At 65.0% G+C, this 23,780-nt stretch carries 35 protein-coding genes; 5 read left to right on the top strand and 30 right to left on the bottom strand.

Going from position 1 to position 23,780, the window contains the following annotated elements; all coding sequences use genetic code 11:
- The first annotated feature begins 60 nt into the window (after positions 1-60).
- From pqqB to LC490_RS12460, 5 genes are all read left to right on the top strand, one after another.
- Complete coding sequence (gene pqqB / locus LC490_RS12480; RefSeq protein WP_223620496.1) at positions 61-999, top strand: pyrroloquinoline quinone biosynthesis protein PqqB; 939 nt, start codon at positions 61-63, stop codon at positions 997-999.
- 55 nt (positions 1,000-1,054) lie between these two features.
- Entirely contained in the window at positions 1,055-1,825 is a 771-nt protein-coding gene (gene pqqC / locus LC490_RS12475) for a pyrroloquinoline-quinone synthase PqqC (RefSeq protein WP_223620495.1), read from the top strand.
- Positions 1,822-2,118: a pyrroloquinoline quinone biosynthesis peptide chaperone PqqD gene (gene pqqD / locus LC490_RS12470; RefSeq protein WP_223620341.1), complete on the top strand. Its 297-nt coding sequence runs from the start codon at positions 1,822-1,824 to the stop codon at positions 2,116-2,118. Before pqqC ends, pqqD begins: the two co-directional genes overlap by 4 nt.
- Positions 2,115-3,281, top strand: coding sequence for a pyrroloquinoline quinone biosynthesis protein PqqE (pqqE, locus tag LC490_RS12465; protein ID WP_223620340.1), 1,167 nt, complete (start codon positions 2,115-2,117; stop codon positions 3,279-3,281). Before pqqD ends, pqqE begins: the two co-directional genes overlap by 4 nt.
- A gap of 332 nt (positions 3,282-3,613) precedes the next feature.
- Complete coding sequence (locus tag LC490_RS12460) at positions 3,614-5,065, top strand: amidase (RefSeq protein ID WP_255610891.1); 1,452 nt, start codon at positions 3,614-3,616, stop codon at positions 5,063-5,065.
- 68 nt (positions 5,066-5,133) lie between these two features.
- Here the strand turns inward: LC490_RS12460 and LC490_RS12455 are convergent, their stop codons facing one another.
- From LC490_RS12455 to rpsJ, 30 genes are all read right to left on the bottom strand, one after another.
- On the bottom strand, positions 5,134-6,138 hold the full coding sequence (locus tag LC490_RS12455; RefSeq protein WP_223620338.1) for an alpha/beta fold hydrolase: 1,005 nt from the start codon (positions 6,136-6,138) through the stop codon (positions 5,134-5,136).
- 953 nt (positions 6,139-7,091) lie between these two features.
- A complete protein-coding gene (locus LC490_RS12450) occupies positions 7,092-8,480 on the bottom strand; it encodes a 3-deoxy-7-phosphoheptulonate synthase class II (protein WP_031373809.1) in 1,389 nt (462 codons plus the stop codon).
- 60 nt (positions 8,481-8,540) lie between these two features.
- Positions 8,541-9,041: a disulfide bond formation protein B gene (locus tag LC490_RS12445; protein ID WP_031373810.1), complete on the bottom strand. Its 501-nt coding sequence runs from the start codon at positions 9,039-9,041 to the stop codon at positions 8,541-8,543.
- 307 nt (positions 9,042-9,348) lie between these two features.
- Positions 9,349-9,723, bottom strand: a complete 375-nt coding sequence (rplQ, locus tag LC490_RS12440; protein ID WP_031373811.1) for a 50S ribosomal protein L17 — start codon at positions 9,721-9,723, stop codon at positions 9,349-9,351.
- A gap of 301 nt (positions 9,724-10,024) precedes the next feature.
- Entirely contained in the window at positions 10,025-11,023 is a 999-nt protein-coding gene (gene rpoA, locus LC490_RS12435; RefSeq protein WP_031373812.1) for a DNA-directed RNA polymerase subunit alpha, read from the bottom strand.
- A gap of 152 nt (positions 11,024-11,175) precedes the next feature.
- Entirely contained in the window at positions 11,176-11,805 is a 630-nt protein-coding gene (rpsD, locus tag LC490_RS12430) for a 30S ribosomal protein S4 (RefSeq protein WP_031373813.1), read from the bottom strand.
- 14 nt (positions 11,806-11,819) lie between these two features.
- Positions 11,820-12,212 carry a 30S ribosomal protein S11 gene (gene rpsK / locus LC490_RS12425; RefSeq protein ID WP_031373814.1) on the bottom strand — a complete coding sequence of 131 codons (393 nt, stop codon included), beginning with the start codon at positions 12,210-12,212 and terminating at the stop codon, positions 11,820-11,822.
- A gap of 12 nt (positions 12,213-12,224) precedes the next feature.
- The gene (rpsM, locus tag LC490_RS12420; RefSeq protein WP_031373815.1) at positions 12,225-12,581 is read right to left on the bottom strand and encodes a 30S ribosomal protein S13; all 357 of its coding nucleotides are present in this window, start codon (positions 12,579-12,581) and stop codon (positions 12,225-12,227) included.
- Positions 12,582-12,813: 232 nt separating this feature from the next.
- A complete protein-coding gene (secY, locus tag LC490_RS12415) occupies positions 12,814-14,187 on the bottom strand; it encodes a preprotein translocase subunit SecY (protein ID WP_031373816.1) in 1,374 nt (457 codons plus the stop codon).
- Between the two features lie 7 nt (positions 14,188-14,194).
- Positions 14,195-14,632, bottom strand: coding sequence for a 50S ribosomal protein L15 (gene rplO / locus LC490_RS12410; protein WP_031373817.1), 438 nt, complete (start codon positions 14,630-14,632; stop codon positions 14,195-14,197).
- A gap of 10 nt (positions 14,633-14,642) precedes the next feature.
- Positions 14,643-14,849, bottom strand: coding sequence for a 50S ribosomal protein L30 (rpmD, locus tag LC490_RS12405; protein ID WP_057918897.1), 207 nt, complete (start codon positions 14,847-14,849; stop codon positions 14,643-14,645).
- Positions 14,842-15,381, bottom strand: coding sequence for a 30S ribosomal protein S5 (rpsE, locus tag LC490_RS12400; RefSeq protein WP_031373819.1), 540 nt, complete (start codon positions 15,379-15,381; stop codon positions 14,842-14,844). Before rpsE ends, rpmD begins: the two co-directional genes overlap by 8 nt.
- Positions 15,382-15,571: 190 nt before the next feature.
- Positions 15,572-15,925 (bottom strand): 50S ribosomal protein L18, encoded by a 354-nt coding sequence (gene rplR / locus LC490_RS12395; protein ID WP_031373820.1) that lies wholly within the window; start codon positions 15,923-15,925, stop codon positions 15,572-15,574.
- Between the two features lie 65 nt (positions 15,926-15,990).
- Positions 15,991-16,518 carry a 50S ribosomal protein L6 gene (gene rplF / locus LC490_RS12390; RefSeq protein WP_031373821.1) on the bottom strand — a complete coding sequence of 176 codons (528 nt, stop codon included), beginning with the start codon at positions 16,516-16,518 and terminating at the stop codon, positions 15,991-15,993.
- A gap of 14 nt (positions 16,519-16,532) precedes the next feature.
- Positions 16,533-16,931 (bottom strand): 30S ribosomal protein S8, encoded by a 399-nt coding sequence (gene rpsH / locus LC490_RS12385; RefSeq protein WP_031373822.1) that lies wholly within the window; start codon positions 16,929-16,931, stop codon positions 16,533-16,535.
- 137 nt (positions 16,932-17,068) lie between these two features.
- A complete protein-coding gene (gene rpsN / locus LC490_RS12380) occupies positions 17,069-17,374 on the bottom strand; it encodes a 30S ribosomal protein S14 (protein WP_031373823.1) in 306 nt (101 codons plus the stop codon).
- Between the two features lie 17 nt (positions 17,375-17,391).
- Entirely contained in the window at positions 17,392-17,934 is a 543-nt protein-coding gene (gene rplE / locus LC490_RS12375) for a 50S ribosomal protein L5 (protein ID WP_031373824.1), read from the bottom strand.
- Positions 17,935-17,945: 11 nt separating this feature from the next.
- The gene (gene rplX, locus LC490_RS12370) at positions 17,946-18,260 is read right to left on the bottom strand and encodes a 50S ribosomal protein L24 (protein ID WP_031373825.1); all 315 of its coding nucleotides are present in this window, start codon (positions 18,258-18,260) and stop codon (positions 17,946-17,948) included.
- Between the two features lie 15 nt (positions 18,261-18,275).
- Positions 18,276-18,644, bottom strand: coding sequence for a 50S ribosomal protein L14 (gene rplN, locus LC490_RS12365; protein ID WP_031373826.1), 369 nt, complete (start codon positions 18,642-18,644; stop codon positions 18,276-18,278).
- 14 nt (positions 18,645-18,658) lie between these two features.
- A complete protein-coding gene (rpsQ, locus tag LC490_RS12360; RefSeq protein ID WP_031373827.1) occupies positions 18,659-18,928 on the bottom strand; it encodes a 30S ribosomal protein S17 in 270 nt (89 codons plus the stop codon).
- 9 nt (positions 18,929-18,937) lie between these two features.
- The gene (gene rpmC / locus LC490_RS12355) at positions 18,938-19,123 is read right to left on the bottom strand and encodes a 50S ribosomal protein L29 (RefSeq protein WP_031373828.1); all 186 of its coding nucleotides are present in this window, start codon (positions 19,121-19,123) and stop codon (positions 18,938-18,940) included.
- Entirely contained in the window at positions 19,123-19,536 is a 414-nt protein-coding gene (rplP, locus tag LC490_RS12350; protein ID WP_031373829.1) for a 50S ribosomal protein L16, read from the bottom strand. The genes rpmC and rplP overlap by 1 nt, the downstream gene beginning before the upstream one ends.
- 6 nt (positions 19,537-19,542) lie before the next feature.
- A complete protein-coding gene (rpsC, locus tag LC490_RS12345; RefSeq protein ID WP_031373830.1) occupies positions 19,543-20,286 on the bottom strand; it encodes a 30S ribosomal protein S3 in 744 nt (247 codons plus the stop codon).
- Between the two features lie 14 nt (positions 20,287-20,300).
- The gene (gene rplV / locus LC490_RS12340; protein ID WP_036149638.1) at positions 20,301-20,636 is read right to left on the bottom strand and encodes a 50S ribosomal protein L22; all 336 of its coding nucleotides are present in this window, start codon (positions 20,634-20,636) and stop codon (positions 20,301-20,303) included.
- A gap of 10 nt (positions 20,637-20,646) precedes the next feature.
- A complete protein-coding gene (rpsS, locus tag LC490_RS12335; protein WP_031373832.1) occupies positions 20,647-20,916 on the bottom strand; it encodes a 30S ribosomal protein S19 in 270 nt (89 codons plus the stop codon).
- Positions 20,917-20,922: 6 nt separating this feature from the next.
- On the bottom strand, positions 20,923-21,750 hold the full coding sequence (gene rplB, locus LC490_RS12330; protein ID WP_031373833.1) for a 50S ribosomal protein L2: 828 nt from the start codon (positions 21,748-21,750) through the stop codon (positions 20,923-20,925).
- Between the two features lie 10 nt (positions 21,751-21,760).
- Positions 21,761-22,057: a 50S ribosomal protein L23 gene (gene rplW, locus LC490_RS12325; RefSeq protein WP_031373834.1), complete on the bottom strand. Its 297-nt coding sequence runs from the start codon at positions 22,055-22,057 to the stop codon at positions 21,761-21,763.
- Positions 22,054-22,659, bottom strand: coding sequence for a 50S ribosomal protein L4 (rplD, locus tag LC490_RS12320; RefSeq protein ID WP_036149636.1), 606 nt, complete (start codon positions 22,657-22,659; stop codon positions 22,054-22,056). The genes rplW and rplD overlap by 4 nt, the downstream gene beginning before the upstream one ends.
- Positions 22,660-22,661: 2 nt before the next feature.
- Positions 22,662-23,318, bottom strand: coding sequence for a 50S ribosomal protein L3 (gene rplC, locus LC490_RS12315; protein WP_031373836.1), 657 nt, complete (start codon positions 23,316-23,318; stop codon positions 22,662-22,664).
- A gap of 10 nt (positions 23,319-23,328) precedes the next feature.
- Positions 23,329-23,640, bottom strand: coding sequence for a 30S ribosomal protein S10 (gene rpsJ, locus LC490_RS12310; protein WP_031373837.1), 312 nt, complete (start codon positions 23,638-23,640; stop codon positions 23,329-23,331).
- Between the last annotated feature and the right edge of the window lie 140 nt (positions 23,641-23,780).

Raw genomic sequence — 23,780 nt, 5'->3', positions numbered from 1 at the left:
GCCCGCTTCCGCCGTCGCAACGCGCGCGAGTCGTAACGCTGGCCCGATGGCGACACGATGATGCATATCGTCGTGCTCGGTGCGGCGGCCGGAGGCGGTTACCCGCAGTGGAATTGCAACACCCCCGGCAGCCGGCGCGCCTGGCGCCAGGAGCCCGGCCATAAGCGCCGCAGCCAGGCCAGCATCGCGGTCAGCGCCGATGGCGAACGCTGGCTGCTGATCAACGCCTCGCCCGATTTCCGCCAGCAGGTGCTGGCCATTCCACGGCTGTGGCCGCAACGCGGCCTGCGCCATTCGCCGATCGAGGCGGTGCTGCTGACCAGCGGCGAGATCGACCACATCGCCGGCCTGCTGTCGATGCGCGAACGCCAGCGCTTCGACCTGTGGGCCAGTGCGCGCGTGCTGCAGTTGCTGCGCGACAACGCGATCTTCGATGCGCTCGATCCCGAGTACGTAACGCGCAAGCCGCTCACCCTCGATGCGCCGCTCGATATCGCCGGCCTCGACGCTCCGCTCGGCCTGCGCGTGACCGCGTTCAGCGTGCCCGGCAAAGTGCCCTTGTTCATGGAATCGCGCAGCGGCGGCGACCTCGCCGGCTCGGCCGAGGAAACCGTCGGCCTGGAAATTTCCGACGGCGCGCAACGCTGCTTCTATGTCCCCGGCTGCGCGGCGATGACGCCGGCCTTGCGCGAACGCCTGCGCGGCGCGGCCCTGGTGTTCTTCGACGGCACCCTATGGCGCGACGACGAGCTGATCCGCGCCGAAGTCGGCCGCAAGACCGGCGCGCGCATGGGCCACATGAACATCCTCGGCGAAGGCGAAGGCGAAGGCGACGCCGGCGGCACCCTCGCCGCGTTCGCCGACCTCGACGTGCAGCGCAAGCTGTTCATCCATCTCAACACCACCAACCCGGTGCTCGACGAGGCCTCGCCCGAACGCGCGCACGTCGCCGCGCACGGCTGGGAAGTCGCCGAGGACGGCATGGAGATCACGCTGTGATGGAGATCGGGCTGTGAACGCGCACGCCATCGAAACCGACCCGTCCGGGCCGCGCATCGCCGACGACGCGCTGCTGACGCCTGCGCAGCTCGAAGCGCGCCTGCGCGCGATCGGCGCCGAGCGTTATCACGACAAGCATCCCTTCCATGCGCTGCTGCACAGCGGCCGTCTGAACCGCGGCCAGGTCCAGGCCTGGGCGCTCAATCGCTTCGAGTACCAGCGCTGCATCCCGCTCAAGGACGCCGCCCTGCTCGCCCGCATCGAAGACCCCGACCTGCGCCGCGTCTGGCGCCAGCGCATCGTCGATCACGATGGCGAACGCCCCGGCGACGGCGGCATCGCGCGTTGGCTGCACCTGACCGACGCGCTCGGCCTCGACCGCGACCTGGTCGAGTCCGGACGCGGCCTGTTGCCGGCGACGCGTTTCGCGGTCCAGGCCTATATCCACTTCGTGCGCGAACGCAGCCTGCTCGAAGCCATCGCCTCGTCGCTGACCGAGCTGTTCGCGCCGAACATCATCGGCCAGCGCGTCGCCGGCATGCTCGCCCACTACGATTTCGTATCGAAACAGGCCCTCGCCTATTTCGATTCGCGCCTGCACCAGGCGCCGCAGGACGCCCACTTCGCCCTCGACTACGTCAAACATCATGCGCGCACCCGCGAGCAGCAGGACGCGGTCTGCGCGGCGCTGCGCTTCAAGTGCGAAGTGCTGTGGTCGATGCTCGACGCCCTTTACCTGGCCTATGTCGGCAATGCGCCCGGCGAGGACCGCATCGACATGATCCCGCCGGGCGCTTTCCGCCCCGCCCCGGAGCCCGGCGCATGAGCGCGACCATCGATGTCCGCGCGGTACCGCGTTTCCCCGCCGGTGTGCGCCTGCAACACGACCGCGCGCGCGAACAATGGGTGCTGCTGGCGCCCGAACGCGTGGTCGAACTCGACGAGATCGCCCACGCCGTGCTGGCGCGCGTCGACGGTGCCGCCGACGTCGACGCGATCGTCGCCGCGCTCTCGGCCGAGTACGACGCCGATGCCGAGCAAGTCCGCGGCGACGTGCTCGAACTGTTCGCCAGCCTGCTCGACAAGCGCATGCTCGCGGTCGCAGCGCCGGCCTCATGACCGCAGCGACGCCATCGCCGACAGTCGCCGCCGCGCTGGCGCCGCCATTGCGCGCCGAACGCGCACCGGCACCGCCGCTGGCGGTGCTGCTCGAACTCACCCATCGCTGCCCGCTGTCCTGCCCCTATTGCTCCAATCCGCTGCAACTGGTCGGCCTGCGCGACGAACTGGCGACCGCCGACTGGTTGCGCGTGCTCGGCGAAGCCGCCGAACTCGGCGTGCTGCAAGTGCACTTCTCCGGCGGCGAGCCGACCCTGCGCAAGGACTTGCCCGAGTTGCTGCGACACGCGCGTTCGCTGGGCCTGTACTGCAACCTGATCACCTCCGGGGTCGGCGTCGAGCGCGAACGTCTGCTCGCCCTGCAACAGGCCGGCCTCGATCATCTGCAACTGAGCATCCAGGACAGCGAGGAGCGCGGCGCCGACCGCATCGCCGGGTATGCCGGCAGCCATCGGCGCAAGCTCGCCCTGGCGCACTGGTGCGGCGAACTCGGCCTGCCGCTGACTCTCAACGCCGTGGTCCATCGCCACAACGCCGAACGCGTCGCGGCGATGATCGAACTCGCGCTCGATCTCGGTGCCGGCCGGCTCGAAGTCGCCCACACCCAGTACTACGGTTGGGGCCTGAAGAACCGCGCCGCGCTGATGCCGACCCGCGCGCAGCTCGACGCCGTCACCGCCGTGGTCGAGGACGCGCGCCAGCGCCTGCGCGGCACCCTGACCATCGACTACGTCACCCCCGACTATTACGCGCGCCGTCCCAAGGCCTGCATGGGCGGCTGGGCGCAGCGCTTCGTCAACATCACTCCGGAAGGCAAGGTCCTGCCCTGCCACGCCGCCGAAACCATCGCCGGGCTGCATTTCGATTCGGTGCGCGAACGCGGCCTGGGCGAGATCTGGCGCGAGTCGGACGCCTTCCAGCGGTATCGCGGCACCGACTGGATGCCGGACCCCTGCCGCAGCTGCGACCGTCGCGAGATCGACTGGGGCGGTTGCCGTTGCCAGGCGCTGGCTTTGAGCGGACGCGCCGACACCCTGGACCCGGTCTGCGATCGCTCGCCCGACCACGCCGGCGTGCGCGAACTGGCCGAGCGCGAATCGCAGGCGCCGGCGCCGGAATTCGTTTATCGCAAGATCCGGCCCGCGGGCAGCCGCGCGCCCTGAGCCGCATCGGCGCGCCGACACTCGCGCACTGTCCATAGGAGGACCGCCATCCGACCGAACGGCATCCTGCGCCGCACCAGCGGACGAGTGTGCCTCGCCCGTGTACGTTCGCGCGGGCATACTCGCCCGAGTCTCTGCAGGAATCCGCCATGTCCGCCACGCCCGCGCTGCGCCTGAGCGCCGTCGCGCTCGTCCTGGCCGTCGTCGGTTGCGCGAGCAGCGGCGCGCCGCGCCCGACCCGCCCGGCCGTGCCGGCCGACCTGCCGCGCGGTTTCCTGCCTGCCGACCCACTGCGCCTCACCGAGGCCGACAGCGCGACCTTGGCGACACGCATGGCCGCCGGCGACTTCAGCAGCGTCAAACTGACCCAGGCTTACCTCGACCGCATCGCCGCCCTCGACGACGACGGGCCGAGGCTCAACGCGGTGATCGAACTCAATCCGAATGCCGTGGCCGAGGCGCGGGCGCTCGACGAAGAACGCAAGGCCGGCAAGCTGCGCGGCCCGCTGCACGGCATCGCGGTGCTGATCAAGGACAACATCGACGCCACGCCGATGGTCAATTCGGCCGGTTCGCTGGCCCTGGCCGCGCACCGCCCGCCGCAGGACGCGCCGCTGGTCGCCGCGCTGCGCCAGGCCGGCGCGGTGATCCTCGGCAAGACCAATCTCAGCGAGTGGGCCAATTTTCGCTCGATCCGCTCGATCTCCGGCTGGAGCGGCCGCGGCGGTCTGACCCGCAATCCCTACGCGCTCGACCGCACCGCTTGCGGCTCCAGCAGCGGCACCGGCGCCGCCATCGCCGCCAGCCTGGCCACCCTCGGCGTCGGCACCGAGACCGACGGCAGCATCCTCTGCCCGGCGGCCATGAACGGCCTGGTCGGCTTCAAGCCCAGCGTCGGCCTGGTCAGCCGCGCCGGCATCATTCCGATCTCGCACAGCCAGGACAGCGCAGGCCCGATGGCGCGCAACGTCACCGATGCCGCACGACTGCTGAGCGTGCTCGCCGCGGCCGACGCCGGCGGCGATGCCGCCGCACAAGCCGCCGCCGGCAAGCGCATCGACGACTACGTCGCGACGCTCGACGCCGAGTCCTTGCGCGGCGCCCGCCTGGGTTTCATCCGCGACTCCGGGGTCAAGACGCCTCCATCGATCGACGCGGTGCTCGAACGCACGTTCAAGGGCATGCGCGATGCCGGCGCGACCATCGTCGAGGTGCGGATTCCGACCGCGGGGCAGTGGAACAAGGCCGAGTTCGAGGTGCTGCTGTACGAATTCAAGGACGGCGTCGAACGCTACCTGCGCGAACACGATGCACCGGTCAAAACGCTGAGCGAGCTGATCGCCTTCAACCGCGCGAACGCCGCGACCGAGATGCCTTACTTCGACCAGGAGCTGCTAGAACAGGCCAACAAGAAAGGCAGCCTCAAGGAGCCGGCCTATCGCAAGGCCGCGGCGCGCGCGCGCCAACTCGCCGGCGCGCAAGGCATCGATGCGGTGATGAAGCGGCACAAGCTCGACGCCCTGATCGCAGTGGCGACGACCCCGGCCTTCATGGTCGATGCGGTCAACGGCGACCCCTTCGGCGGCGCGAGCTGGGGCGCGGCCGCGGTGGCCGGCTACCCGAGTTTGACCGTGCCGCTCGGCGAAGCCTCCGGCCTGCCGGTAGGCATGGTCTTCATGGGCCGGCGCTGGAGCGATGCGAAGCTGCTGTCGCTAGGCTATGCCTTCGAGCAACTGACTCAGGCGCGCACCGCGCCGAGGTACCGGGCGACGCTGAACCCCTGAGCCGCGAGCGGCTGCGTTGCCGAGCGTGTCCGCTTTGCCTGCACGGTGTGGCTTCGGTTCGCGAGCGATCAATCGCGCAGGAAAGCCGTGGTCGTCGACCACAGCGCCGTGCGCCGCGGTTGCAGGTGCAGCCAATGATTGCCGCCCGAAATCTTGACCTCGCGCCGCTCCGCCGCCCCGCTGAGTTCGGCGTACAGTCGCGCGACATCGGCATCGGTGGTGACGTGGTCCCACTCGCCGCGCACGATCAAAGTCGGCTGACGCACGCGTGCATTGTCGACCAGCGCCTGTCCGGCCCAGAGTCGCTCGATGTCGGCGACCGGCCCGTTGGGTACTCTCACCGACGGCGGGCTGCGCGTGGCCGAGCCTTCGTCGCTGTCCAGATAGGCCTGGCACCAGCGCTCCAGTTCCTGCGAACTGACCGGCGTGGCCGCATCCGCCGGCAAACCAGAGCGCTGCCGAGGCCGTTGATCGGCCGCGCTAATCAAGGTCCAGGCCGGCTTGGCCTCATCGCCTGGCGAGCCTTCGCGAGTCGAAACCGGCCCGAACAACACCAGCTTGTTCACCGCATCGGGATGCTCGATCGCCGCCTGCCGAGCTGGCAGCGTGCCCCAGGAATGCGCAAGCAGATGGATCGGCGCCCGCGGCCGTTCGCGCCCGATCGCGGCGATCGCCGCGGCGATTTGCGCCGCGCCCATGCGGTAATCGCCCCAGGCCGGCGCCGAGCCGGGATCGGCCTGGAACACCGCCGGCCGTTCGGAATGGCCATAACCAGCGAAATCCAGACCCCAGGCATCGAAGCCCTGCGCCTGCAGATGGTCGAGCCACGACAGCCCGCCCATGCGCCAGCCGACCGACAAATCGCAGGGGAACGTCGCGCCGTGTACGTACAGCACCACCGGACCGCGGCCCGGCTGCCGCACGAGCGACAAGCTCAGCGTTTCCCCATCCAGGGCGCATGCGACCGAGCGTCGTTCGCGCGCAGGCCGATCACCCGCCGCCATTGCCGGCATCGGCAATATCGACAGCGCCATCGCCGATAGCGGCCAGGTCATCAGATCGCGTCGGTTCATTGCAGTCATGGCAGAGGGAGGTGCGGCGATTGTGCGCATTGCATCGTCGGAACGATTCGGTCGGCAGCGAAGCGTGGGCGTCGCGATTGCGAGAGGTTGCATCATGCAGCCGAGGTTCCGTCGCATCGGCGAATTCGCGGTCGCGGCTTGCGCCGCTCCTACCCAAGAGCAACGACGGCTGTTGCTGTTGCTGTTGCTGTTGCCATGAAAGCTTGGCGCAGTTCCGAACTTGCGATGCAATCGTAGACCCGGAGGGCGGCGCACAGGACGTGCGCCGTTTTTCGATAAGACAGGGACGTCTTATCGAAAAATCCCGGCGCAAGCTGCGTGCTCGCAGGGGAGCTTCGTCAAGGAGAGCCCTTTTCTTTGGTTACCTTTCTTTTGGGCTTAGCAAAAGAAAGTAACCCGGCCGCGTCAGCGGACGGAAGCTTTGCTCTTGCTTGTGGCTTCTCGATCAGCCAAATCAAGATCAAACGCTAAGAGCTTCCGCCACTAAAGCGGCGGGTTACTTTCTTTTGTCATAAGCAACAAAAGAAAGGTAACCAAAGAAAAATGCTTCTCTTTGAATCACAAGCCCGCGCGTTCGATGCCGACGCAGGGCTTTTTCATACGGGACATCCTTGTCCCGATGAAAAACGGCCCGCATCCCTGCGGGCCGCCCTCCGGGTCTTCTATGGCCTTCGCGAAGCTTAGACGGCGCACAGCAACAGCAACAGCAAGGGCAACGGCAGCGGCAGCGGCAACGGCAACGGCAACGGCAACGGCAACGGCAATCGTCCGATGTTCGTGCTCGGGAGCACCCCGTCTGGATTTCCTTCGGTCGCAAGCCGCCACCGTCCACTGCGCGCGACCGGCATCTCTCCAACCACCGACACGCCACCCAACAAAAAAGCCCGCCTTGCGGCGGGCTTTCGTCTTGCGGTGCGTTTGCCGAAACCTGAAGCGAAAAAACCTCAGGCCGGCGCGGCGATCTGCGCTTGCTTACGCACGATCAGCATCGCCACTTCCAGCGCCTGCTCGTAGTTCAGGCGCGGGTCGACCGTGGAACGATAAGCGCGATCGAGATCGCTCTCGGTCAGTTCGCGCGCGCCGCCCAGGCATTCGGTCACGTCTTCGCCGGTCAGCTCCAGGTGCACGCCGCCCATACGCGTTCCGGCCGCCGCGTGCAGTTCGAACGAGGTCTCGATCTCGGCGCGGATGTTGCGGAAGCGACGGGTCTTGTAGCCGTTGCTGGTGCTCTCGGTGTTGCCGTGCATCGGGTCGCAGACCCACAGCACGCGGCGGCCGTCGCGACGCATCGCGTCGAGCAGCGGCGGCAGCTTCTCGGCGATGTGGCTCGCGCCCATGCGATGGATGAAGGTCAGGCGGCCGGGCTCGTCCTCGGGGTTGAGCAGATCGATGGTGCGCAGCAGTTGGTCCGGCGTCACCGACGGGCCGACCTTGAGCGCGATCGGGTTGCGGATGCCGCGGAAGTACTCGGCGTGGGCGCCGTCGACCGCCGCAGTGCGCATGCCGATCCACGGGTAATGCGTGCTGAGGTTGAAGAAGCCCCAGTGACGCGGCACCTGCCGGGTCAGCGACTCTTCGTACGGCAGCAGCAAGGCTTCGTGCGAGGTGTAGAAGTCGACGCGGTTGAGGTTGTGCACCTCGGAACCCGACAGCGTCTCCATGAAGCGCACCGCATCGCCGATGGCGTTGACCATGCGCCGGTACTCGTCGGCCAGCGGCGAGTGGCCGACCCAGCTCAGGTTCCAGTACTCGGGGTGGTGCAGGTCGGCGAAACCGCCGTCGATCAGGGCGCGGACGAAATTCATCGTCATCGCCGAACGCGCATGCGCCTTGATCATGCGGCGCGGGTCGGGCTTGCGCGCGGCCTCGTTGAAGGCCGGCGCATTGACCATGTCGCCGCGGTAGCTCGGCAGGGTCACGCCGTCGATGGTCTCGGTGTCGGCCGAACGCGGCTTGGCGTACTGGCCGGCGAAACGGCCGACGCGCACGACCGGCTTGCGCATGCCGTGGACGAGCACCAGGCTCATCTGCAGCAGCACCTTCAGGCGGTTGGAGATCACGTCCGAGGAGCACTGGTCGAAGCTCTCGGCGCAGTCGCCGCCCTGCAGCAGGAAGCGCTTGCCTTCCTGCGCCTCGGCGAGCTGCTGCTTCAGCGAGAGGATCTCCCACGAAGTCACCAACGGCGGCAGGTGACGCAGTTCCTGCAACGCGGATTCCAACTCGGCCGCGTCCGGATAATTCGGCAACTGCAGTGCGGTGCGCTCGCGCCAGGACGTCGGCGTCCAGTCGGCGGGAAGGTTGACGGCACGGAGGTTGCGATCGGAGGCGCTCATTTCCTTGGTTTCCAGTTGGGGACAGCGGTGGGGATCGAGTGACGCGGGAACTCTATTGAATCAACGACGGCGGAACGCGGCATAGGCCGCCCAGACCGCCAGGACGACGAAGCAGATCAGGCTCCAGGCCGGCATGGCCAGGCCGAGGAAGCTCCAGTCGACCGCGGCGCATTCGCCGGAACCGGTCATGACCTTGCGGATTACTCCGGCAATCGGCATCGCATCGAGCATGTAATCCAGGCCCGGACCGCAAGCCGGAACTTCGCTGGGCGGCAGGTGCTGCAGACGCACGTGGTTGCCGGCGACGGCGATGCCGCCGAGCGAGGCCAGCAGGGCCAGCACGCCGTAAGTGCCGCGTCCGCCGGCCTTCTTCGGGCCGTGCAGGGCGCCGGCCAGGAACACCAGGCCGAGGGCGAAGAAGGCGACGCGCTGGAAGATGCACAGCGGGCAGGGTTCGAGGTGCTGGTACAGCTGCAGGTAGAACGCGTACGCAAGCAGGCCCGTGCAGGCCAGGAAGCCGAGCAGGTACTGGGTCCGGAAAGAGGCTTTGAAGGGGTTCATGTTCACACCATACGGGTCTGGGTCGGGTCGTGCCAATGTCGGATAGGCATGTCGCTACGCAACGTGGCGTTTCGTCGCAGCAACATCGACTGCGCCGGGCCGGAAAAGTTGCGTCGCGAAACCGATTGCCCCCGAAACCCGTCTCCCATAATCATTACCGACGCAACCGTTGCCGAAGTAACCGTCGCCGAAAAGCAAAAACCCCGGCCGGGGCCGGGGCTTCGCTAGCTGGGCGAGCGACCGTCGCCGGTCGCCTGCCTATTGGCTTGCATGTCGTATCGCAGCGCCGGTCGCCCGGCGCCGGCGATCACTCGGCCGCGGCTTGCGGACGATCGACCAGCTCGACGTAGGCCATCGGCGCATTGTCGCCAGCGCGGAAACCGCACTTGAGGATGCGCAGGTAACCGCCCGGACGCGAGGCGTAACGCGGGCCGAGCTCGACGAACAGGGTGCCGACGGCTTCCTTATCGCGCAGGCGCGAGAAGGCCAGGCGGCGATTGGCCACGCCGTCCTTCTTGGCGAGGGTGATGAGCGGCTCGGCAACGCGACGCAGCTCCTTCGCCTTCGGCAGGGTGGTGCGGATGAGACCGTGCTTGATCAGCGAAGCGGCCATGTTGGTGAACATGGCATCGCGGTGAGCACTGGTGCGGCTGAACTTACGGCCGGATTTCTGGTGGCGCATGGTTGTGATTCCTGATGAATGTCGTAACTGTTGGAGATCGCTGTCGCCATCCAGGCGTTGGAGCATTGGACTGCGGTTGGTCCGAACCGGCCTTCCCTGACCGGCGAGCCGCGGACTTCTGGGTCCGTCGGCTTGTGTTGCGGTGTTGCTGATTGCGGTCTTGCGGGTGGACCTGGATTCAGATCAAAAATCCACGCTTCGGCTTAGCTTCGGCGTGGACTCTCTTCGTTCCCCGGCCCTGCGCAGCGCGCAGGGCGTTCGGCCCAGCCGCGCGGCAGTGCCGCGCGAGCTAGGCTGGGCCTTACCCCATCATCCCGTGCGAGGCGATGCCGGCCGGCGGCCAGTTTTCGAGCTTCATGCCGAGGGACAGGCCGCGCTGAGCCAGCACTTCCTTGATCTCGGTGAGCGACTTCTTGCCGAGGTTCGGGGTCTTGAGCAGCTCGACTTCGGTCTTCTGGATCAGATCGCCGACGTAGTAGATGCTCTCGGCCTTGAGGCAGTTGGCCGAACGAACGGTCAGCTCGAGGTCGTCGATCGGACGCAGCAGGATCGGATCGATGCCGCTGGTGGCCGGCTTCTGCGCACCGCGGTCGCGGTGGGTGAAGTCGCCGAACACCGACAGCTGATCGGTGAGGATGTCGGCGGCGGTGCGCACGGCTTCCTCGGCGTCGATCGTGCCGTTGGTTTCGATGTCGAGCACGAGCTTGTCGAGGTCGGTGCGCTGTTCGACGCGCGCGGCTTCCACCGCGTAGGCGACGCGACGGACCGGCGAGAAGCTGGCGTCGAGCATCAGGCGACCGATCGCGCGGGTTTCTTCGTCCGGACGACGGCGCGAAGCCGCCGGCTGGTAGCCGAAGCCGCGCTCGATCTTCAGACGCATGTTGAGTGCCGTGTCCTTGGTCAGGTGGCAGATCACATGGTCGGTGTTGAGGATTTCGACGTTGTGGTCGGTCTTGATGTCGCCGGCGGTGACGATGCCGGGACCCTGCTTGGCCAGCGACAGCGTCGAAGCGTCGCCGGTGTGCATGCGGATCGCGACGTCCTTGAGGTTCAGCAGAACCTCCAGCACGTCTTCTTCCAGACCTTCGACCGTGGTGTACTCATGCAACACGCCGTCGATTTCGACCTCGGTGATGGCGAAACCCGGGATCGACGACAGCAGCACGCGACGCAGCGCGTTGCCCAGCGTGTGGCCGTAACCGCGCTCCAACGGCTCGATCACGACTTTCGCGCGATTGCCGGTGAGGCGTTCGATCTGCGGACCGCGCGGGCGCAGTACCTGGTTGGCGGTAACCGTCATGTTTCGGTGTCTCCAATGACCTTCGTCGGGGGGCGACGGAAGGCTTTAGCTCTTGGAGCCCCCTCTGTTCGAGGGAGCGGCCGATGCGCCTGGCGCATCGACCTGGGTTGCGGGTACTGCCGGCCCCGGGGGACCGGCAGCGCCCTGCACTATTACTTGCTGTACAACTCGACGATCAGCGCTTCGTTGATGTCGGCCGGCAGGTCCGCACGATCCGGAACCGCCTTGAACACGCCGCTGAACTTCTTGTTGTCGACCTCGACCCACGACGGCGACAGGTCCATCTGCGACGACACGGTCAGGGATTCCTGCACGCGAAGCTGCTTCTGGGCGCGCTCGGACAACGCGATCGCGTCGCCGGCTTTGACCTGGTACGACGGGAGGTTGACCGACTTGCCGTTGACCGTGACGCCACGGTGCGAAACCAGCTGGCGGGCGGCCGGACGGGTCACGGCGAAGCCCATGCGGTAGACGACGTTGTCGAGACGGGTCTCCAGCAACTGCAGCAGGTTCTCGCCGGTGTTGCCCTTCTTGGTCGAGGCCTTCTTGTAGTAATTGCGGAACTGACGCTCCAGCAGACCGTAGATACGCTTGACCTTCTGCTTCTCGCGAAGCTGGGTGGCGTAGTCGGACAGCTTGCCCTTGCGGGCGGTGGGGCCATGCTGGCCGGGCTTTTGCTCGAGCTTGCACTTCGAGTCGAGCGCGCGAGCGGACGACTTCAGACCAAGGTCGGCGCCTTCGCGACGAGCGAGCTTACAGGTGGGGCCAATATAACGAGCCATTTTTCTTCAGCTCCTCAGACGCGACGCTTTTTCGGCGGACGGCACCCGTTGTGCGGGATAGGCGTCACGTCGATGATGTTGATGATCTTGTATCCGACGTTGTTCAGCGAACGAACGGCGGACTCGCGACCCGGACCCGGGCCCTTGATGCGCACTTCCAACGACTTGACGCCGTAGTCGAGCGCAGCACGGCCAGCCTTTTCGGCTGCCACCTGGGCGGCGAACGGGGTCGACTTGCGGGAACCGCGGAAACCCGCGCCGCCCGAGGTCGCCCACGAGAGCGCGTTGCCCTGGCGGTCGGTGATCGTGATGATGGTGTTGTTGAAAGAAGCGTGGACGTGGGCGATGCCGTCGGTGACGACTCGCTTGATCTTCTTCTTGGTTTTGGCAGCTGCCGGCTTGGCCATGGTATGGGTCCCTTACTTCTTGATGGCCTTGCGCGGACCCTTGCGGGTACGTGCATTGGTACGCGTGCGCTGACCACGCAGCGGCAAGCCGCGGCGGTGACGCAGGCCGCGGTAGCAGCCCAGGTCCATCAAACGCTTGATCGCAATACCGACCTCGCGACGCAGGTCGCCTTCGACCACGAACTTGCCGACTTCGGCGCGCAAGCGCTCGACTTCCGGCTCGGACAGGTCACGGATTTTGGTCGTCGAAGTGACGCCTGCGGACTCGCAGACTTGCTTCGAACGGGTACGGCCGATGCCGAAAATGCTTTGCAGGCCAACCCAGACATGCTTCTGGGCAGGCAAATTAACGCCCGCAATACGCGCCATAAGGCGATCTCCAACTGATTTGGCGGCCAGGACGGATTAATCCCGGCGGAGTGAACTGGAAATTATATCTAGGTCTCGGGTTAATAGGAAGCCCCGCGGCACCAAAGGTGCCACGGAACCACGGCATGGGGAGTGTGCCCATGCTCCGGCGACGAATCTGAACTGGCTGAACAAGGCGATGACCTGCCCTCCCAGCCCCGCGCGCTACTCTGGCGCGCGGAACGGTCCTGACTCACCCGCGCGCGAGACCGCCGCGCGAGCCGCCCTTCAAGTTCGCTTTCTTCAACAGGCTTTCGTACTGATGCGACATCAGATGAGCCTGGATTTGAGCGATGAAATCCATCACCACGACCACGACGATCAGCAACGAGGTGCCGCCGAAGTAGAACGAGGTTCCCAGTTGGGTGCGCATGACCTCCGGAAGGAGGCAGACGATCACCAGGTAAATCGCGCCAGCCGCCGTAAGACGAGTCAGCACGCCGTCAACGTAGTCCGCGGTGGCCTTGCCGGGACGGATGCCCGGGATCAGCGCGCCCGACTTCTTCAGGTTGTCGGCGGTTTCCTGCGAATTGAACACCAGCGCCGTGTAGAAGAACGCGAAGCCGATGATCAGGCCAGCATACAGGATCATGTGAACCGGTTCACCCGGGTTCAACCACTGGCTGAGGCGCTGCAGGAAGCCGGAGAAACCGCTGCCGCTGTTGTTCTGGGCGAACCAGGTCGCTGCCGTCGCCGGGAACATCACGATGCTCGAGGCGAAGATCGCGGGGATCACGCCCGACATGTTGAGCTTCAGCGGCAGGAACGAGGCCTGGTTCATGTAGGCATTACGGCCGCCTTGGCGACGGGCGTAATTGACCGTGATCCGACGCTGGCCGCGCTCGACGAACACCACCAGATAGGTGAAGCCGACGACCAGGGCGATGATCGCGATCGCCGCAATGGCGCTCATGTCGCCGTTGCGGATCTGCTCGAACATCTGCAGGACCGCGGCGGGCAGGCCCGCGACGATGCCGGCGAAGATGATGAGCGAGACGCCGTTGCCGATACCGCGTTCGGTGATCTGCTCGCCGAGCCACATCAGGAACATCGTGCCCGCGGTCAACGCGATCACGGCGGTCAGGATGAAGCCCATGCCCGGTGCGTACACCACCGGCACGCCGTTCGGCGCCATGCTCGACTGCAGGCCGGCGGCGATGCCCCAGGCCTGGAACACCGCCAGCGGAATCGCGCCCATACGCGACCACTGGTTGATCTTGCGCCGGCCCGACTCGCCTTCCTTCTGGATGGCTTTCAGGCTGGGCACGATCTGCACCAGCAGCTGCACGATGATCGAAGCCGAGATGTACGGCATCACGTTCAGTGCGAACAGACTGAAGCGATGCAGGGCGCCGCCCGAGAACATGTTGAACATGTCCACGATCGTGCCCTGCTTGGTCGACATGAACTCGACCATCGCCTGCGGGTTGACGCCGGGCACCGGGATGTAGCTACCGATGCGGTAGACGATCAAAGCGCCGATCACGAACAGCAAACGCTGACGGAGCTCGGTGAACTTACCGAGCCCGCCACCGAGGCCAGCCATCGCGTTGCCGCTCCGCGCCATGCGTCGTTTACTCCTCGACCTTGCCGCCGGCCGCTTCGACGGCGGCCTTGGCGCCGGCCGTGGCCAGCACGCCCTTGAGTACGAACTTCTTGGTCAACTCGCCCTTCTTGACGATCTTGGCCTGCTTGGCCGAGCTCGGAACGAGCTTGGCGGCCTTGAGGGCGGCAAAATCGACGTCGCCGGCGTCCAGCTTGTCCAGCTGGTACAGCAGCACTTCGGCCGTGTCGTTCTTCAGCTTGGAGCGGAAGCCGATCTTCGGCAGACGACGCTGCATGGGCATCTGGCCGCCTTCGAAACCGGCCTTGATCTTGCCCTTGCCCGAACGGGCGAACGAACCCTTGTGGCCGCGGCCGGCAGTCTTGCCGAGGCCGGAACCGATACCGCGACCGACGCGCTTGCGGTCTTCGCGGGCGCCGTCAGCCGGCTTGAGTGTATTGAGACGCATGATGTTCTCCTTAGCCCTCGACCTGAACCAGGTAGTGGACCGTGTTGATCAGACCACGAACCTGCGGGCTGTCTTTCAGCACGCGCACGTCGTTCAGCTTGTTCAGGCCGAGCGCCTTCACCGACAAGCGGTGACGGGCCTGGCAACCGCGCATGCCCTTGACCAGGCGCACGGTGACGGTGCCGCCTTCGACGGCCTTGTTCTGAGCCTTAGCCATGGTGCAGATCCTCCACCTTCTTGCCGCGCTTGGCAGCGATCTTCGCCGGCGAGTGCATGCCGGTCAGACCCTTCAGCGTGGCGCGAACCAGGTTGATCGGGTTACGCGAACCGGTGGCCTTGGCCAACACGTTCTTGACGCCGACCGCTTCGAGCACGGCGCGCATCGCGCCGCCTGCGATCACGCCGGTACCTTCCGACGCCGGCTGCATGAACACATGCGCCGCGCCGTGGCCCGACTTCACAGCGTGCCACAAGGTGCCGTTGTTCAGATCGACGTTGTTCATCGCCTTGCGGGCGTATTCCATCGACTTCTGGATCGCGACCGGCACTTCGCGCGCCTTGCCGTAGCCGAAGCCGACCTTGCCGTTGCCGTCGCCCACCACCGTCAGAGCGGTGAAGGTGAACTGGCGACCGCCCTTGACCGTCTTGCTGACGCGGTTGACCGCGATCAGCTTCTCGATCATGCCGTCGTCGATTTCTTCGCGGTTGCGATCACGGTCGCGACCCCGCGGTGCTCTATCGTCTGCCATTTCGATGTCTCGTTTATTGAAGGGATTTGCGGCATCGCCGCTTATGATTGTGATGTGACTCGGGTGTTGCAGCGATGGCGGGAATCCGTCATCGCGCCCGACGCAGCTCGCGTCGGCGAGTTGAAACGATTCGTTGCATCAGGCGTGGAGACGAATCTCCACGCTTTCAAGCCTGCGAAGGCCCGGATGCTTAGAACTGCAGACCGCCTTCACGCGCGGCATCGGCCAGCGCCTTGATGCGACCGTGGTAGCGGTAGCCCGAGCGGTCGAAAGCGACCTTCTCGATACCGGCAGCCTTGGCGCGCTCGGCGATCATCTTGCCGACCTTAACGGCGGCTTCGGCGTTCTTGCCGTTCTTCAGGCCTTCCTTGACGTCGGCCTGGACGGTCGAAGCCGTGGCCAGGACCTTGGAGCCGTCGGCGGTGAAGACCTGGGCGTACAGGTGCTGACCGGTGCGGAGCACGGTCAGGCGGGCCACGCCGAGGTTGCGGATGTGCGAACGGGTCGACTTGGCGCGACGCAGACGAGCGATGTTCTTGTTCATGTTCTGATCTCCGAAAGCTGAAAGCTTGGTGTTTTGGGGCCGGTACGGGACCGGCGCCCTACCCGTTAGGCCTTCTTGGCTTCCTTACGGATGATGACTTCGCCGGCGTACTTCACACCCTTGCCCTTGTAGGGCTCCGGCGGACGGAAACCGCGAATCTTGGCGGCGACTTCACCGACGCGCTGCTTGTCCGCGCCCGAGACCAGGATCTCGGTCTGGGTCGGCGTGGCGATGGTGATGCCTTCCGGGGCCTTGAACAGCACCGGGTGCGAGAAACCCAGCGACAGGTTCAGGTCGGAACCGGCCATCGAGGCGCGGTAACCGACGCCGACGAGCTCGAGCTTGCGCTCGAAGCCTTCCGACACGCCCTTCACCATATTGGCGAGGATGGCGCGCAGGGTGCCGGTCAGCGGGATCAGCGCCGCGTCTTCGGTCGCGAACAGCGCTTCGCCGTTCTCGATCTTCAGGTTGATGGCGGCCGGCTTGGCGATCGACAGCGAGCCCTTCGGGCCCTTGGCGACGATCGAATCGGACTGGACGTTCAGCTCAACACCCTTCGGCAGGGCGATCGGCTTCTTGGCAACTCGGGACATGGTCGTTTACTCCCTTAGGCCACGAAGCACAGGACTTCACCGCCGACGCCCTGCTGGCGCGCCTGCGCATCGGTCATGATGCCTTTCGAGGTGGAGATGATGGCGATACCCAGGCCGCCGAGGACCTTGGGCAGCGCTTCCTTGCCGCGGTACTGACGCAGGCCCGAGCGGGAGTAGCGCTGGAGGCGCTCGATCACCGGCTTGCCTTCGTAGTACTTCAGCGAAATTTCGAGTTCGGACTTGCCCGGAGCGACTTCCGTCACGCGGGAATCCAGGATGTAACCCTCGTCCTTCAACACGGCCGCGATGGCCACCTTGACCTTGGACGACGGCATCTTCACCGTCGGCTTGCGCACAGCCGCCGCATTCTTGATGCGGACCAGCATGTCGGCGATGGGATCAGTCATGCTCATTGAGATTCACCTTATGAGTAGCACCGATATCCGCGGAATTGCGAATTTCAGTTGTAATAACGCTTTGTTGCAGCAGCCCCCAGAAGCGCCGCCGCGACCCGAAGGCCGCGGCGGTGGATCCGGGAAAGCCGACTATCTTACCAGCTTGCCTTGCGAAGACCAGGCACGTCGCCGCGCATGGTGGCTTCGCGCAGCTTGTTGCGGCCGAGGCCGAACTTGCTGTATACGCCGCGCGAACGGCCGGTCAGGGCGCAACGGTTGCGCTGACGGCTCGGCGAGGAGTCGCGGGGCAGCTTGGACAGCTTGACCACGGCCTCGGCCTTGTCTTCGTACGACGAGGCGTCGCTGGAGATGATCTTCTTCAGCGCTTCGCGCTTGCCGGCGAACTTCTTCGCCAGCTTGGCCCGCTTGACCTCGCGGTTGACCATGGAAGTCTTAGCCATTGTTCAATCCTTAAGTATCAGTTGCGGAACGGGAAGCGGAAGGCTTCGAGCAGGGCCTTGGCCTCGGCATCGGTCTTCGCGGTCGTGGTGATCGCGATGTCCATGCCGCGCAGCGCGTCGACCTGGTCGAAATCGATTTCCGGGAAGATGATCTGTTCCTTGACGCCCATGTTGTAGTTGCCGCGGCCGTCGAACGAACGGCCGGACACACCACGGAAGTCGCGCACGCGCGGCAGCGAGATGTTGACCAGACGGTCGAGGAACTCGTACATCTTGGCGCGGCGCAGGGTGACCTTGGCGCCGATCGGCCAACCGTCGCGGATCTTGAACGAAGCCACCGACACGCGGGACTTGGTCACGATCGGCTTCTGGCCGGCGATCTTGGTCATGTCGGCGACGGCATTTTCCAGGATCTTCTTGTTGGTGGCGGCTTCGCCCACGCCCATGTTCAGCGTGATCTTGACGAGGCGCGGCACTTCCATCGGGTTCTTGTAGCCGAACTTTTCGGTCAGCGCCGGAACCACTTCTTTCTTGTAAAACTCTTCGAGCCGGGTGGTCATTTCAGCATTCCTCAGGCGTCAACCGCCTCACCACTGGAGCGGAACACACGCAGTTTGCGTCCATCCTCCAGCATCTTGAAACCGATGCGTTCGCCCTTGCCGGTGGCCGGGTTGAACAGCATGACGTTGGAAATGTGAATCGGCGCTTCGCGCTCGATCACGCCGCCCGGCTGGTTGGCCTGCGGATTCGGCTTGGTATGGCGCTTGATGATGTTGATGTTCGCCACGACGACCTTGTCGCCGAGCACGCGCACCACATCACCCTTCTTGCCCTTGTCCTTGCCGGCGGTGACGATGACTTGATCGCCCTTCTTGATACGGTTCATGTCTAGTTCCTCCGCTCAGAGCACTTCAGGCGCGAGCGAGACGATCTTCATGAACTTCTCGGAGCGAAGCTCGCGAGTCACGGGCCCGAAGATACGGGTGCCGATCGGCTCATGCTTATTGTTGAGCAACACCGCAGCGTTGCCATCGAAGCGGATCAGCGAGCCGTCCGGACGGCGCACACCCTTGCGGGTGCGGACCACGACGGCGTCGTAAACGTCGCCCTTCTTGACCTTGCCGCGCGGGATCGCGTCCTTCACGGTGACCTTGATGATGTCGCCAATGTGCGCGTAACGGCGCTTGGAGCCGCCGAGCACCTTGATGCACATCACTTCCTTAGCACCGGAGTTGTCGGCCACGCCGAGGTAGCTTTGCATCTGGATCATGGTTCAGCCTCCTCTTATTCGGCCGCGCGGCTGACGATTTCAACCACGCTCCAGTTCTTGGTCTTGGACATCGGAGCAATCTCCTTCACGCGGACGATATCGCCTTCTTTGCAGGCGTTCTCGGCGTCGTGAGCGTGGAGCTTGGACGAGCGACGGATGTACTTGCCGTACAGCGCGTGCTTGACCTGGCGTTCGACGAGCACGGTGACGGTCTTGTCCATCTTGTTGCTGACGACCCGGCCTTCAACCGTGCGCAGCGCCTTGTCTGTATTGTTGTCGGTCATGGCGGGTCCTTACTTCTTCTCACCCAGCAGCATGTTGACGCGAGCAATTTCGCGCTTCACACGGCGGGCTTCATGAGTCTTGGCGAGCTGGCCGGTGGCCTTCTGCATGCGAAGAGCGAAGCTCTCCTTGTGCAGTTCCACCAGGTGGGCCTTCAGTTGGTCGGCCGACTTCTCGCGCAGTTGCTTGAGTTCCATTAGCGCACCGTCCGGGTAACGAAAGTAGTGGTCACCGAGAGCTTGGCGGCGGCCAGACGGAACGCTTCGCGCGCCACGTCCTCGCCCACGCCTTCGATCTCGTAAATCATGCGACCGGGCTGGATCTGAGCGACCCAGTACTCGACGTTGCCCTTACCGGAGCCCATTCGGACTTCGATCGGCTTCTTGGTGATCGGCTTGTCCGGGAACACGCGGATCCACATCTTGCCGCCGCGCTTGACGTAACGGCTGATCGAGCGGCGGGCCGCTTCGATCTGGCGCGCAGTGAGCTGGCCGTGAGCGGTGGCCTTGAGGCCGTACTCGCCGAAGCTGACGGCGTTGCCGCTCCAGCTCAGGCCATCATTGCGGCCCTTGTGTACCTTGCGGTACTTGGTTCTCTTGGGTTGCAACATGACGGATTACCTCTGTTCGCGGGCCGGACGGCCCGGACGGTCGTTACGATCACCGCGGTCGCCGCGGTCACCACGATCGCTGCGCGGGGAATCGTCCTGCTTCTCCTGGCCCACCTGGGAGAAGTCGAACACTTCGCCCTTATAGATCCAGGTCTTGATGCCGATGATGCCGTAGGTCGTCTTGGCTTCAGCGAAGCCGTAGTCGATGTCGGCACGCAGTGTGTGCAGCGGCACGCGACCTTCGCGGTACCACTCCGAACGCGCGATTTCGGCGCCGTTGAGACGGCCGGCGACGTTGACCTTGATGCCGAGGGCACCCAGGCGCATCGCGTTGCCGACGGCACGCTTCATCGCGCGGCGGAACATGATGCGGCGCTCGAGCTGCTGCGCGATCGATTCGGCGACCAGCTGCGCGTCGAGTTCCGGCTTGCGGACCTCGGTCACGTTGATGTGCGCCGGGACGCCCATCAGTGCGCTGACTTCCTTACGCAGCTTCTCGATGTCCTCGCCGCGCTTGCCGATCACCACGCCCGGACGGGCGGTGTGGATCGTCACGCGGGCGTTGTTCGCCGGACGCTCGATGAAGATCTTGGAAATACCAGCCTGAGCGAGCTTCTTGCGGAGCATCTCGCGGACCTTGAGGTCGGCAGCGAGGTACTCGGCATACTGCTTCTTGCCGGCAAACCACTTCGAATTCCAGTCCTTGGCAATGCCCAGGCGGATTCCGGTCGGATGTACTTTATGACCCATTGTCTGACTCCGCCTTACTTGCCCGCGCCCACAACCACAGTGATGTGGCTGGTGCGCTTGAGGATGCGGGTGCCGCGGCCTTTCGCACGAGCCATGAAGCGCTTCAGTGCGGGACCCTCGTCCACCATGATGGTCGTGACCTTGAGTTCGTCAACGTCGGCGCCCTGGTTGTTCTCGGCGTTCGCGATGGCGGACTCCACGACCTTGCGGATCAGTGCAGCTGCCTTCTTGTCCGAGAACTTCAGCAGGTTGACGGCGCGCTCGGCGGACAGACCGCGCACCTGGTCGGCGACCAGGCGGGCCTTCTGCGGGGAGATGCGCGCGGTGCGCAGGATGGCTTTCGCTTCCATGGTCATCTCCTTACTTACCCGACTTCTTGTCGCCGCCGTGACCCTTAAACGTACGGGTCAAAGCGAATTCGCCAAGCTTGTGGCCAACCATGTTCTCGTTGACCAGCACCGGGATGTGGTTCTTGCCGTTATGCACGGCGATGGTGAAGCCCACCATTTCCGGCAGCACCATCGAGCGGCGCGACCAGGTCTTGATCGGCTTCTTGTTGTTGCCCGCGGTCTCCACCTTCTTGATGAGATGGTGGTCGACGAACGGACCCTTTTTGAGTGAACGTGCCATGGCCGATTAACCCCTGCGATCGCGCACGATGAATTGCGAAGTGCGCTTGTTCTTGCGCGTCTTGTAACCCTTGGTCGGAACACCCCAGGGGGTGACCGGATGCGGGTTGCCCTGGCCAGCCTTCGCCTCACCACCACCGTGCGGGTGGTCGACGGGGTTCATGGCGGCGCCGCGGACGGTCGGCTTGATACCGCGCCAGCGCTTGGCACCGGCCTTGCCCAGCTTTTCGAGGCTGTGCTCGTCGTTGCCGACTTCGCCGATGGTGGCGCGGCACTCGACCGGCACCTTGCGCATTTCGCCGGAGCGAAGACGCAGCGTGGCGTAGCCCTGCTCGCGAGCGACCAGCTGGACGCCGGCGCCTGCGGCGCGGGCGATCTGAGCGCCCTTGCCCGGCTTCATTTCGATGCAATGCACCGTCGAACCGACCGGGATGTTGGTCAGCGGCAGCGTGTTGCCGACGCGGATCGGAGCATCGCGGCCAGCGATCACCTGATCGCCGTCCTTCAGGCCTTTCGGGGCGATGATGTAACGGCGCTCGCCATCGACGTAGCACAGCAGCGCGATGTGCGCGGTGCGGTTGGGATCGTATTCGATCCGCTCCACGCGCGCCGGAATGCCTTCCTTGTCGCGCTTGAAGTCGATGATGCGGTAGTGCTGCTTGTGACCACCACCGATGTGACGGGTGGTGATGCGGCCGTGGTGGTTACGACCGCCGCTCTTGCTCTGCTTTTCGACCAACGCCGCGTGCGGCGCGCCCTTGTGCAGGCCCGGCGTCACGACGCGGACCGCGTTGCGGCGGCCGGCGGAAGTGGGCTTGAAAGTCATCAATGCCATGGGTCTTTCCTCAGGCCTTGGCCATTACGTCGATCGACTGGCCTTCGGCCAGCTTCACGTACGCCTTGCGCCAGTCGGCGCGACGGCCCATGCGGAACTTGAAGGCCTTGTTCTTGCCCTTCACGTTGACCACATTCACCGCCTCGACCTTAACGTCGAACAGCTTTTCCACGGCGACCTTGATGTCGGCCTTGGTAGCGTCCGTCGCGACTTCGAAGACGTATTGGTTGGATACTTCCTGCAGACGTGCGGTCTTTTCGGACACGCGCGGCGCACGGATGATGCTGTAGAGCTTGGCCTCGTTCATGCCAGCCACTCCTCGATCTTCTTGACCGCATCGGCGGTGAACACGATCGAATCGGCGCCGACGAGGGCCACCGGATCGAGTCCCTGCACGTCGCGGACTTCCACATAGGGCAGGTTGCGAGCCGAGAGGTACAGATTCTCGGAGGCTTCCTCGGTGACGAGCAGCGGACGACGGCCCATTTCGAGCGACTTCAGCATGGCGACCATGCCCGAGGTCTTCGGCGTCTCGACGTCCAGCTTCTCAACGACGGTGATGCGGCCCTGGCGGTTCAATTCCGACAGGATCGCAGCCATCGCTGCGCGGTACATCTTGCGGTTCACCTTCTGGGCGAAGCTGCGCGGCTTGGCCGCGAAGGTCACGCCGCCGCCGACGAAGATCGGAGCCGTCAGCGCGCCATGACGCGCACCGCCGCCCTTCTGCTTCTTCGACTTCTTGGTGGTGCCGTTGACTTCCGAACGCGTCTTCTGCGCCTTGGTGCCGGCGCGGCCCGCGTTGCGGTAGGCCACAACAACCTGGTGGACCAGGTCTTCGCTGAATTCGCGATCGAAGATGGCGTCGGAAACCGACAGCTTCTTGTCGCTACCGTTGATGGCAAGTTCCATCGTCATACTCCCTTGCTCGACGGACGAACGATCACGTCGCCGCCCGGAGCGCCCGGCACGGCGCCCTTGATCGCGATCAGGCCGCGCTCGGCGTCGACCTTGACCACTTCCAGGCCCTGCGTGCTCTGCTGGACGGCGCCCATGTGACCGGACATCTTCTTACCCGGGAAAACGCGGCCCGGCGTCTGGCGCTGGCCGATCGAACCCGGCGAACGGTGCGACAACGAGTTACCGTGCGTCGCGTCGCCCATGCTGAAGTTCCAGCGCTTGATCGTGCCCTGGAAGCCCTTGCCCTTGGTGATGCCCTGGACGTCGACGATCTGGCCCACTTCGAAGATGTCGGCCTTGATTTCGCCGCCGACTTCGAACGCGCCGATCTTGTCGTCTTCCACGCGCAGCTCCCACAAGCCGCGACCGGCTTCGACCTTCGCCTTGGCGAGGTGTCCGGCTTCGGGCTTGTTGACGAGCGCAGCGCGGCGCACGCCGACGGTGACCTGCACGGCGCTGTAGCCGTCGGTGTCCGTGGTCTTGATCTGGGTAATACGGTTCGGGGTCGCCTCGATCAGGGTCACCGGAACCGACTTGCCGTCTTCAGTGAAGAAGCGGCTCATGCCGGCCTTGCGACCGACGATGCCCAACGAATATTTCTTCGCGGTCATGGTGGTGGCCTCAGGTCAGCTTGATCTGCACATCGACGCCAGCCGCCAGCTCGAGCTTCATCAGCGCGTCTACGGTCTTGTCGTTCGGGTCGATGATGTCGAGCACGCGCTTGTGCGTGCGGGTTTCATACTGGTCACGCGCGTCTTTGTCGACGTGCGGGGACACCAGGATGGTGTAGCGCTCGATCTTGGTCGGCAGCGGGATCGGGCCGCGCACTTGCGCGCCGGTCCGCTTAGCTGTCTCGACGATCTCGCTGGCCGAGCGGTCGATCAGACGATGATCGTACGCCTTCAGCCGAATCCGGATCTTTTGGTCCGCCATGACGGAATTCCTTGGTTAAAAGAGCGACGGGCCGGCCTCTGGGTGTGCCGAACCCCACGAAAACGCAAACACTCCAGGACTACACCCACGTCCCGGAGCCTCCTTGCCTGGTAAAAACTAAGGCAGGTCGGTTGCCCGAC

The organism is Lysobacter sp. ESA13C (assembly GCF_019970005.1).
GTDB lineage: Bacteria > Pseudomonadota > Gammaproteobacteria > Xanthomonadales > Xanthomonadaceae > Lysobacter > Lysobacter antibioticus_B.
This window is presented reverse-complemented; position numbering and strand designations above follow the sequence as displayed.

Coding starts and splice junctions, on each gene's coding strand:
- pqqB (WP_223620496.1), top strand. CDS start 61: ATGCATATCGTCGTGCTCGGTGCGGCGGCCGGAGGCGGTTACCCGCAG.
- pqqD (WP_223620341.1), top strand. CDS start 1,822: ATGAGCGCGACCATCGATGTCCGCGCGGTACCGCGTTTCCCCGCCGGT.
- pqqE (WP_223620340.1), top strand. CDS start 2,115: ATGACCGCAGCGACGCCATCGCCGACAGTCGCCGCCGCGCTGGCGCCG.
- LC490_RS12460 (WP_255610891.1), top strand. CDS start 3,614: ATGGCCGCCGGCGACTTCAGCAGCGTCAAACTGACCCAGGCTTACCTC.
- LC490_RS12455 (WP_223620338.1), bottom strand. CDS start 6,138: ATGAACCGACGCGATCTGATGACCTGGCCGCTATCGGCGATGGCGCTG.
- LC490_RS12450 (WP_031373809.1), bottom strand. CDS start 8,480: ATGAGCGCCTCCGATCGCAACCTCCGTGCCGTCAACCTTCCCGCCGAC.
- LC490_RS12445 (WP_031373810.1), bottom strand. CDS start 9,041: ATGAACCCCTTCAAAGCCTCTTTCCGGACCCAGTACCTGCTCGGCTTC.
- rplQ (WP_031373811.1), bottom strand. CDS start 9,723: ATGCGCCACCAGAAATCCGGCCGTAAGTTCAGCCGCACCAGTGCTCAC.
- rpoA (WP_031373812.1), bottom strand. CDS start 11,023: ATGACGGTTACCGCCAACCAGGTACTGCGCCCGCGCGGTCCGCAGATC.
- rpsD (WP_031373813.1), bottom strand. CDS start 11,805: ATGGCTCGTTATATTGGCCCCACCTGTAAGCTCGCTCGTCGCGAAGGC.
- rpsK (WP_031373814.1), bottom strand. CDS start 12,212: ATGGCCAAGCCGGCAGCTGCCAAAACCAAGAAGAAGATCAAGCGAGTC.
- rpsM (WP_031373815.1), bottom strand. CDS start 12,581: ATGGCGCGTATTGCGGGCGTTAATTTGCCTGCCCAGAAGCATGTCTGG.
- secY (WP_031373816.1), bottom strand. CDS start 14,187: ATGGCGCGGAGCGGCAACGCGATGGCTGGCCTCGGTGGCGGGCTCGGT.
- rplO (WP_031373817.1), bottom strand. CDS start 14,632: ATGCGTCTCAATACACTCAAGCCGGCTGACGGCGCCCGCGAAGACCGC.
- rpmD (WP_057918897.1), bottom strand. CDS start 14,849: ATGGCTAAGGCTCAGAACAAGGCCGTCGAAGGCGGCACCGTCACCGTG.
- rpsE (WP_031373819.1), bottom strand. CDS start 15,381: ATGGCAGACGATAGAGCACCGCGGGGTCGCGACCGTGATCGCAACCGC.
- rplR (WP_031373820.1), bottom strand. CDS start 15,925: ATGAACAAGAACATCGCTCGTCTGCGTCGCGCCAAGTCGACCCGTTCG.
- rplF (WP_031373821.1), bottom strand. CDS start 16,518: ATGTCCCGAGTTGCCAAGAAGCCGATCGCCCTGCCGAAGGGTGTTGAG.
- rpsH (WP_031373822.1), bottom strand. CDS start 16,931: ATGAGCATGACTGATCCCATCGCCGACATGCTGGTCCGCATCAAGAAT.
- rpsN (WP_031373823.1), bottom strand. CDS start 17,374: ATGGCTAAGACTTCCATGGTCAACCGCGAGGTCAAGCGGGCCAAGCTG.
- rplE (WP_031373824.1), bottom strand. CDS start 17,934: ATGACCACCCGGCTCGAAGAGTTTTACAAGAAAGAAGTGGTTCCGGCG.
- rplX (WP_031373825.1), bottom strand. CDS start 18,260: ATGAACCGTATCAAGAAGGGCGATCAAGTCATCGTCACCGCCGGCAAG.
- rplN (WP_031373826.1), bottom strand. CDS start 18,644: ATGATCCAGATGCAAAGCTACCTCGGCGTGGCCGACAACTCCGGTGCT.
- rpsQ (WP_031373827.1), bottom strand. CDS start 18,928: ATGACCGACAACAATACAGACAAGGCGCTGCGCACGGTTGAAGGCCGG.
- rpmC (WP_031373828.1), bottom strand. CDS start 19,123: ATGGAACTCAAGCAACTGCGCGAGAAGTCGGCCGACCAACTGAAGGCC.
- rplP (WP_031373829.1), bottom strand. CDS start 19,536: ATGTTGCAACCCAAGAGAACCAAGTACCGCAAGGTACACAAGGGCCGC.
- rpsC (WP_031373830.1), bottom strand. CDS start 20,286: ATGGGTCATAAAGTACATCCGACCGGAATCCGCCTGGGCATTGCCAAG.
- rplV (WP_036149638.1), bottom strand. CDS start 20,636: ATGGAAGCGAAAGCCATCCTGCGCACCGCGCGCATCTCCCCGCAGAAG.
- rpsS (WP_031373832.1), bottom strand. CDS start 20,916: ATGGCACGTTCACTCAAAAAGGGTCCGTTCGTCGACCACCATCTCATC.
- rplB (WP_031373833.1), bottom strand. CDS start 21,750: ATGGCATTGATGACTTTCAAGCCCACTTCCGCCGGCCGCCGCAACGCG.
- rplW (WP_031373834.1), bottom strand. CDS start 22,057: ATGAACGAGGCCAAGCTCTACAGCATCATCCGTGCGCCGCGCGTGTCC.
- rplD (WP_036149636.1), bottom strand. CDS start 22,659: ATGGAACTTGCCATCAACGGTAGCGACAAGAAGCTGTCGGTTTCCGAC.
- rplC (WP_031373836.1), bottom strand. CDS start 23,318: ATGACCGCGAAGAAATATTCGTTGGGCATCGTCGGTCGCAAGGCCGGC.
- rpsJ (WP_031373837.1), bottom strand. CDS start 23,640: ATGGCGGACCAAAAGATCCGGATTCGGCTGAAGGCGTACGATCATCGT.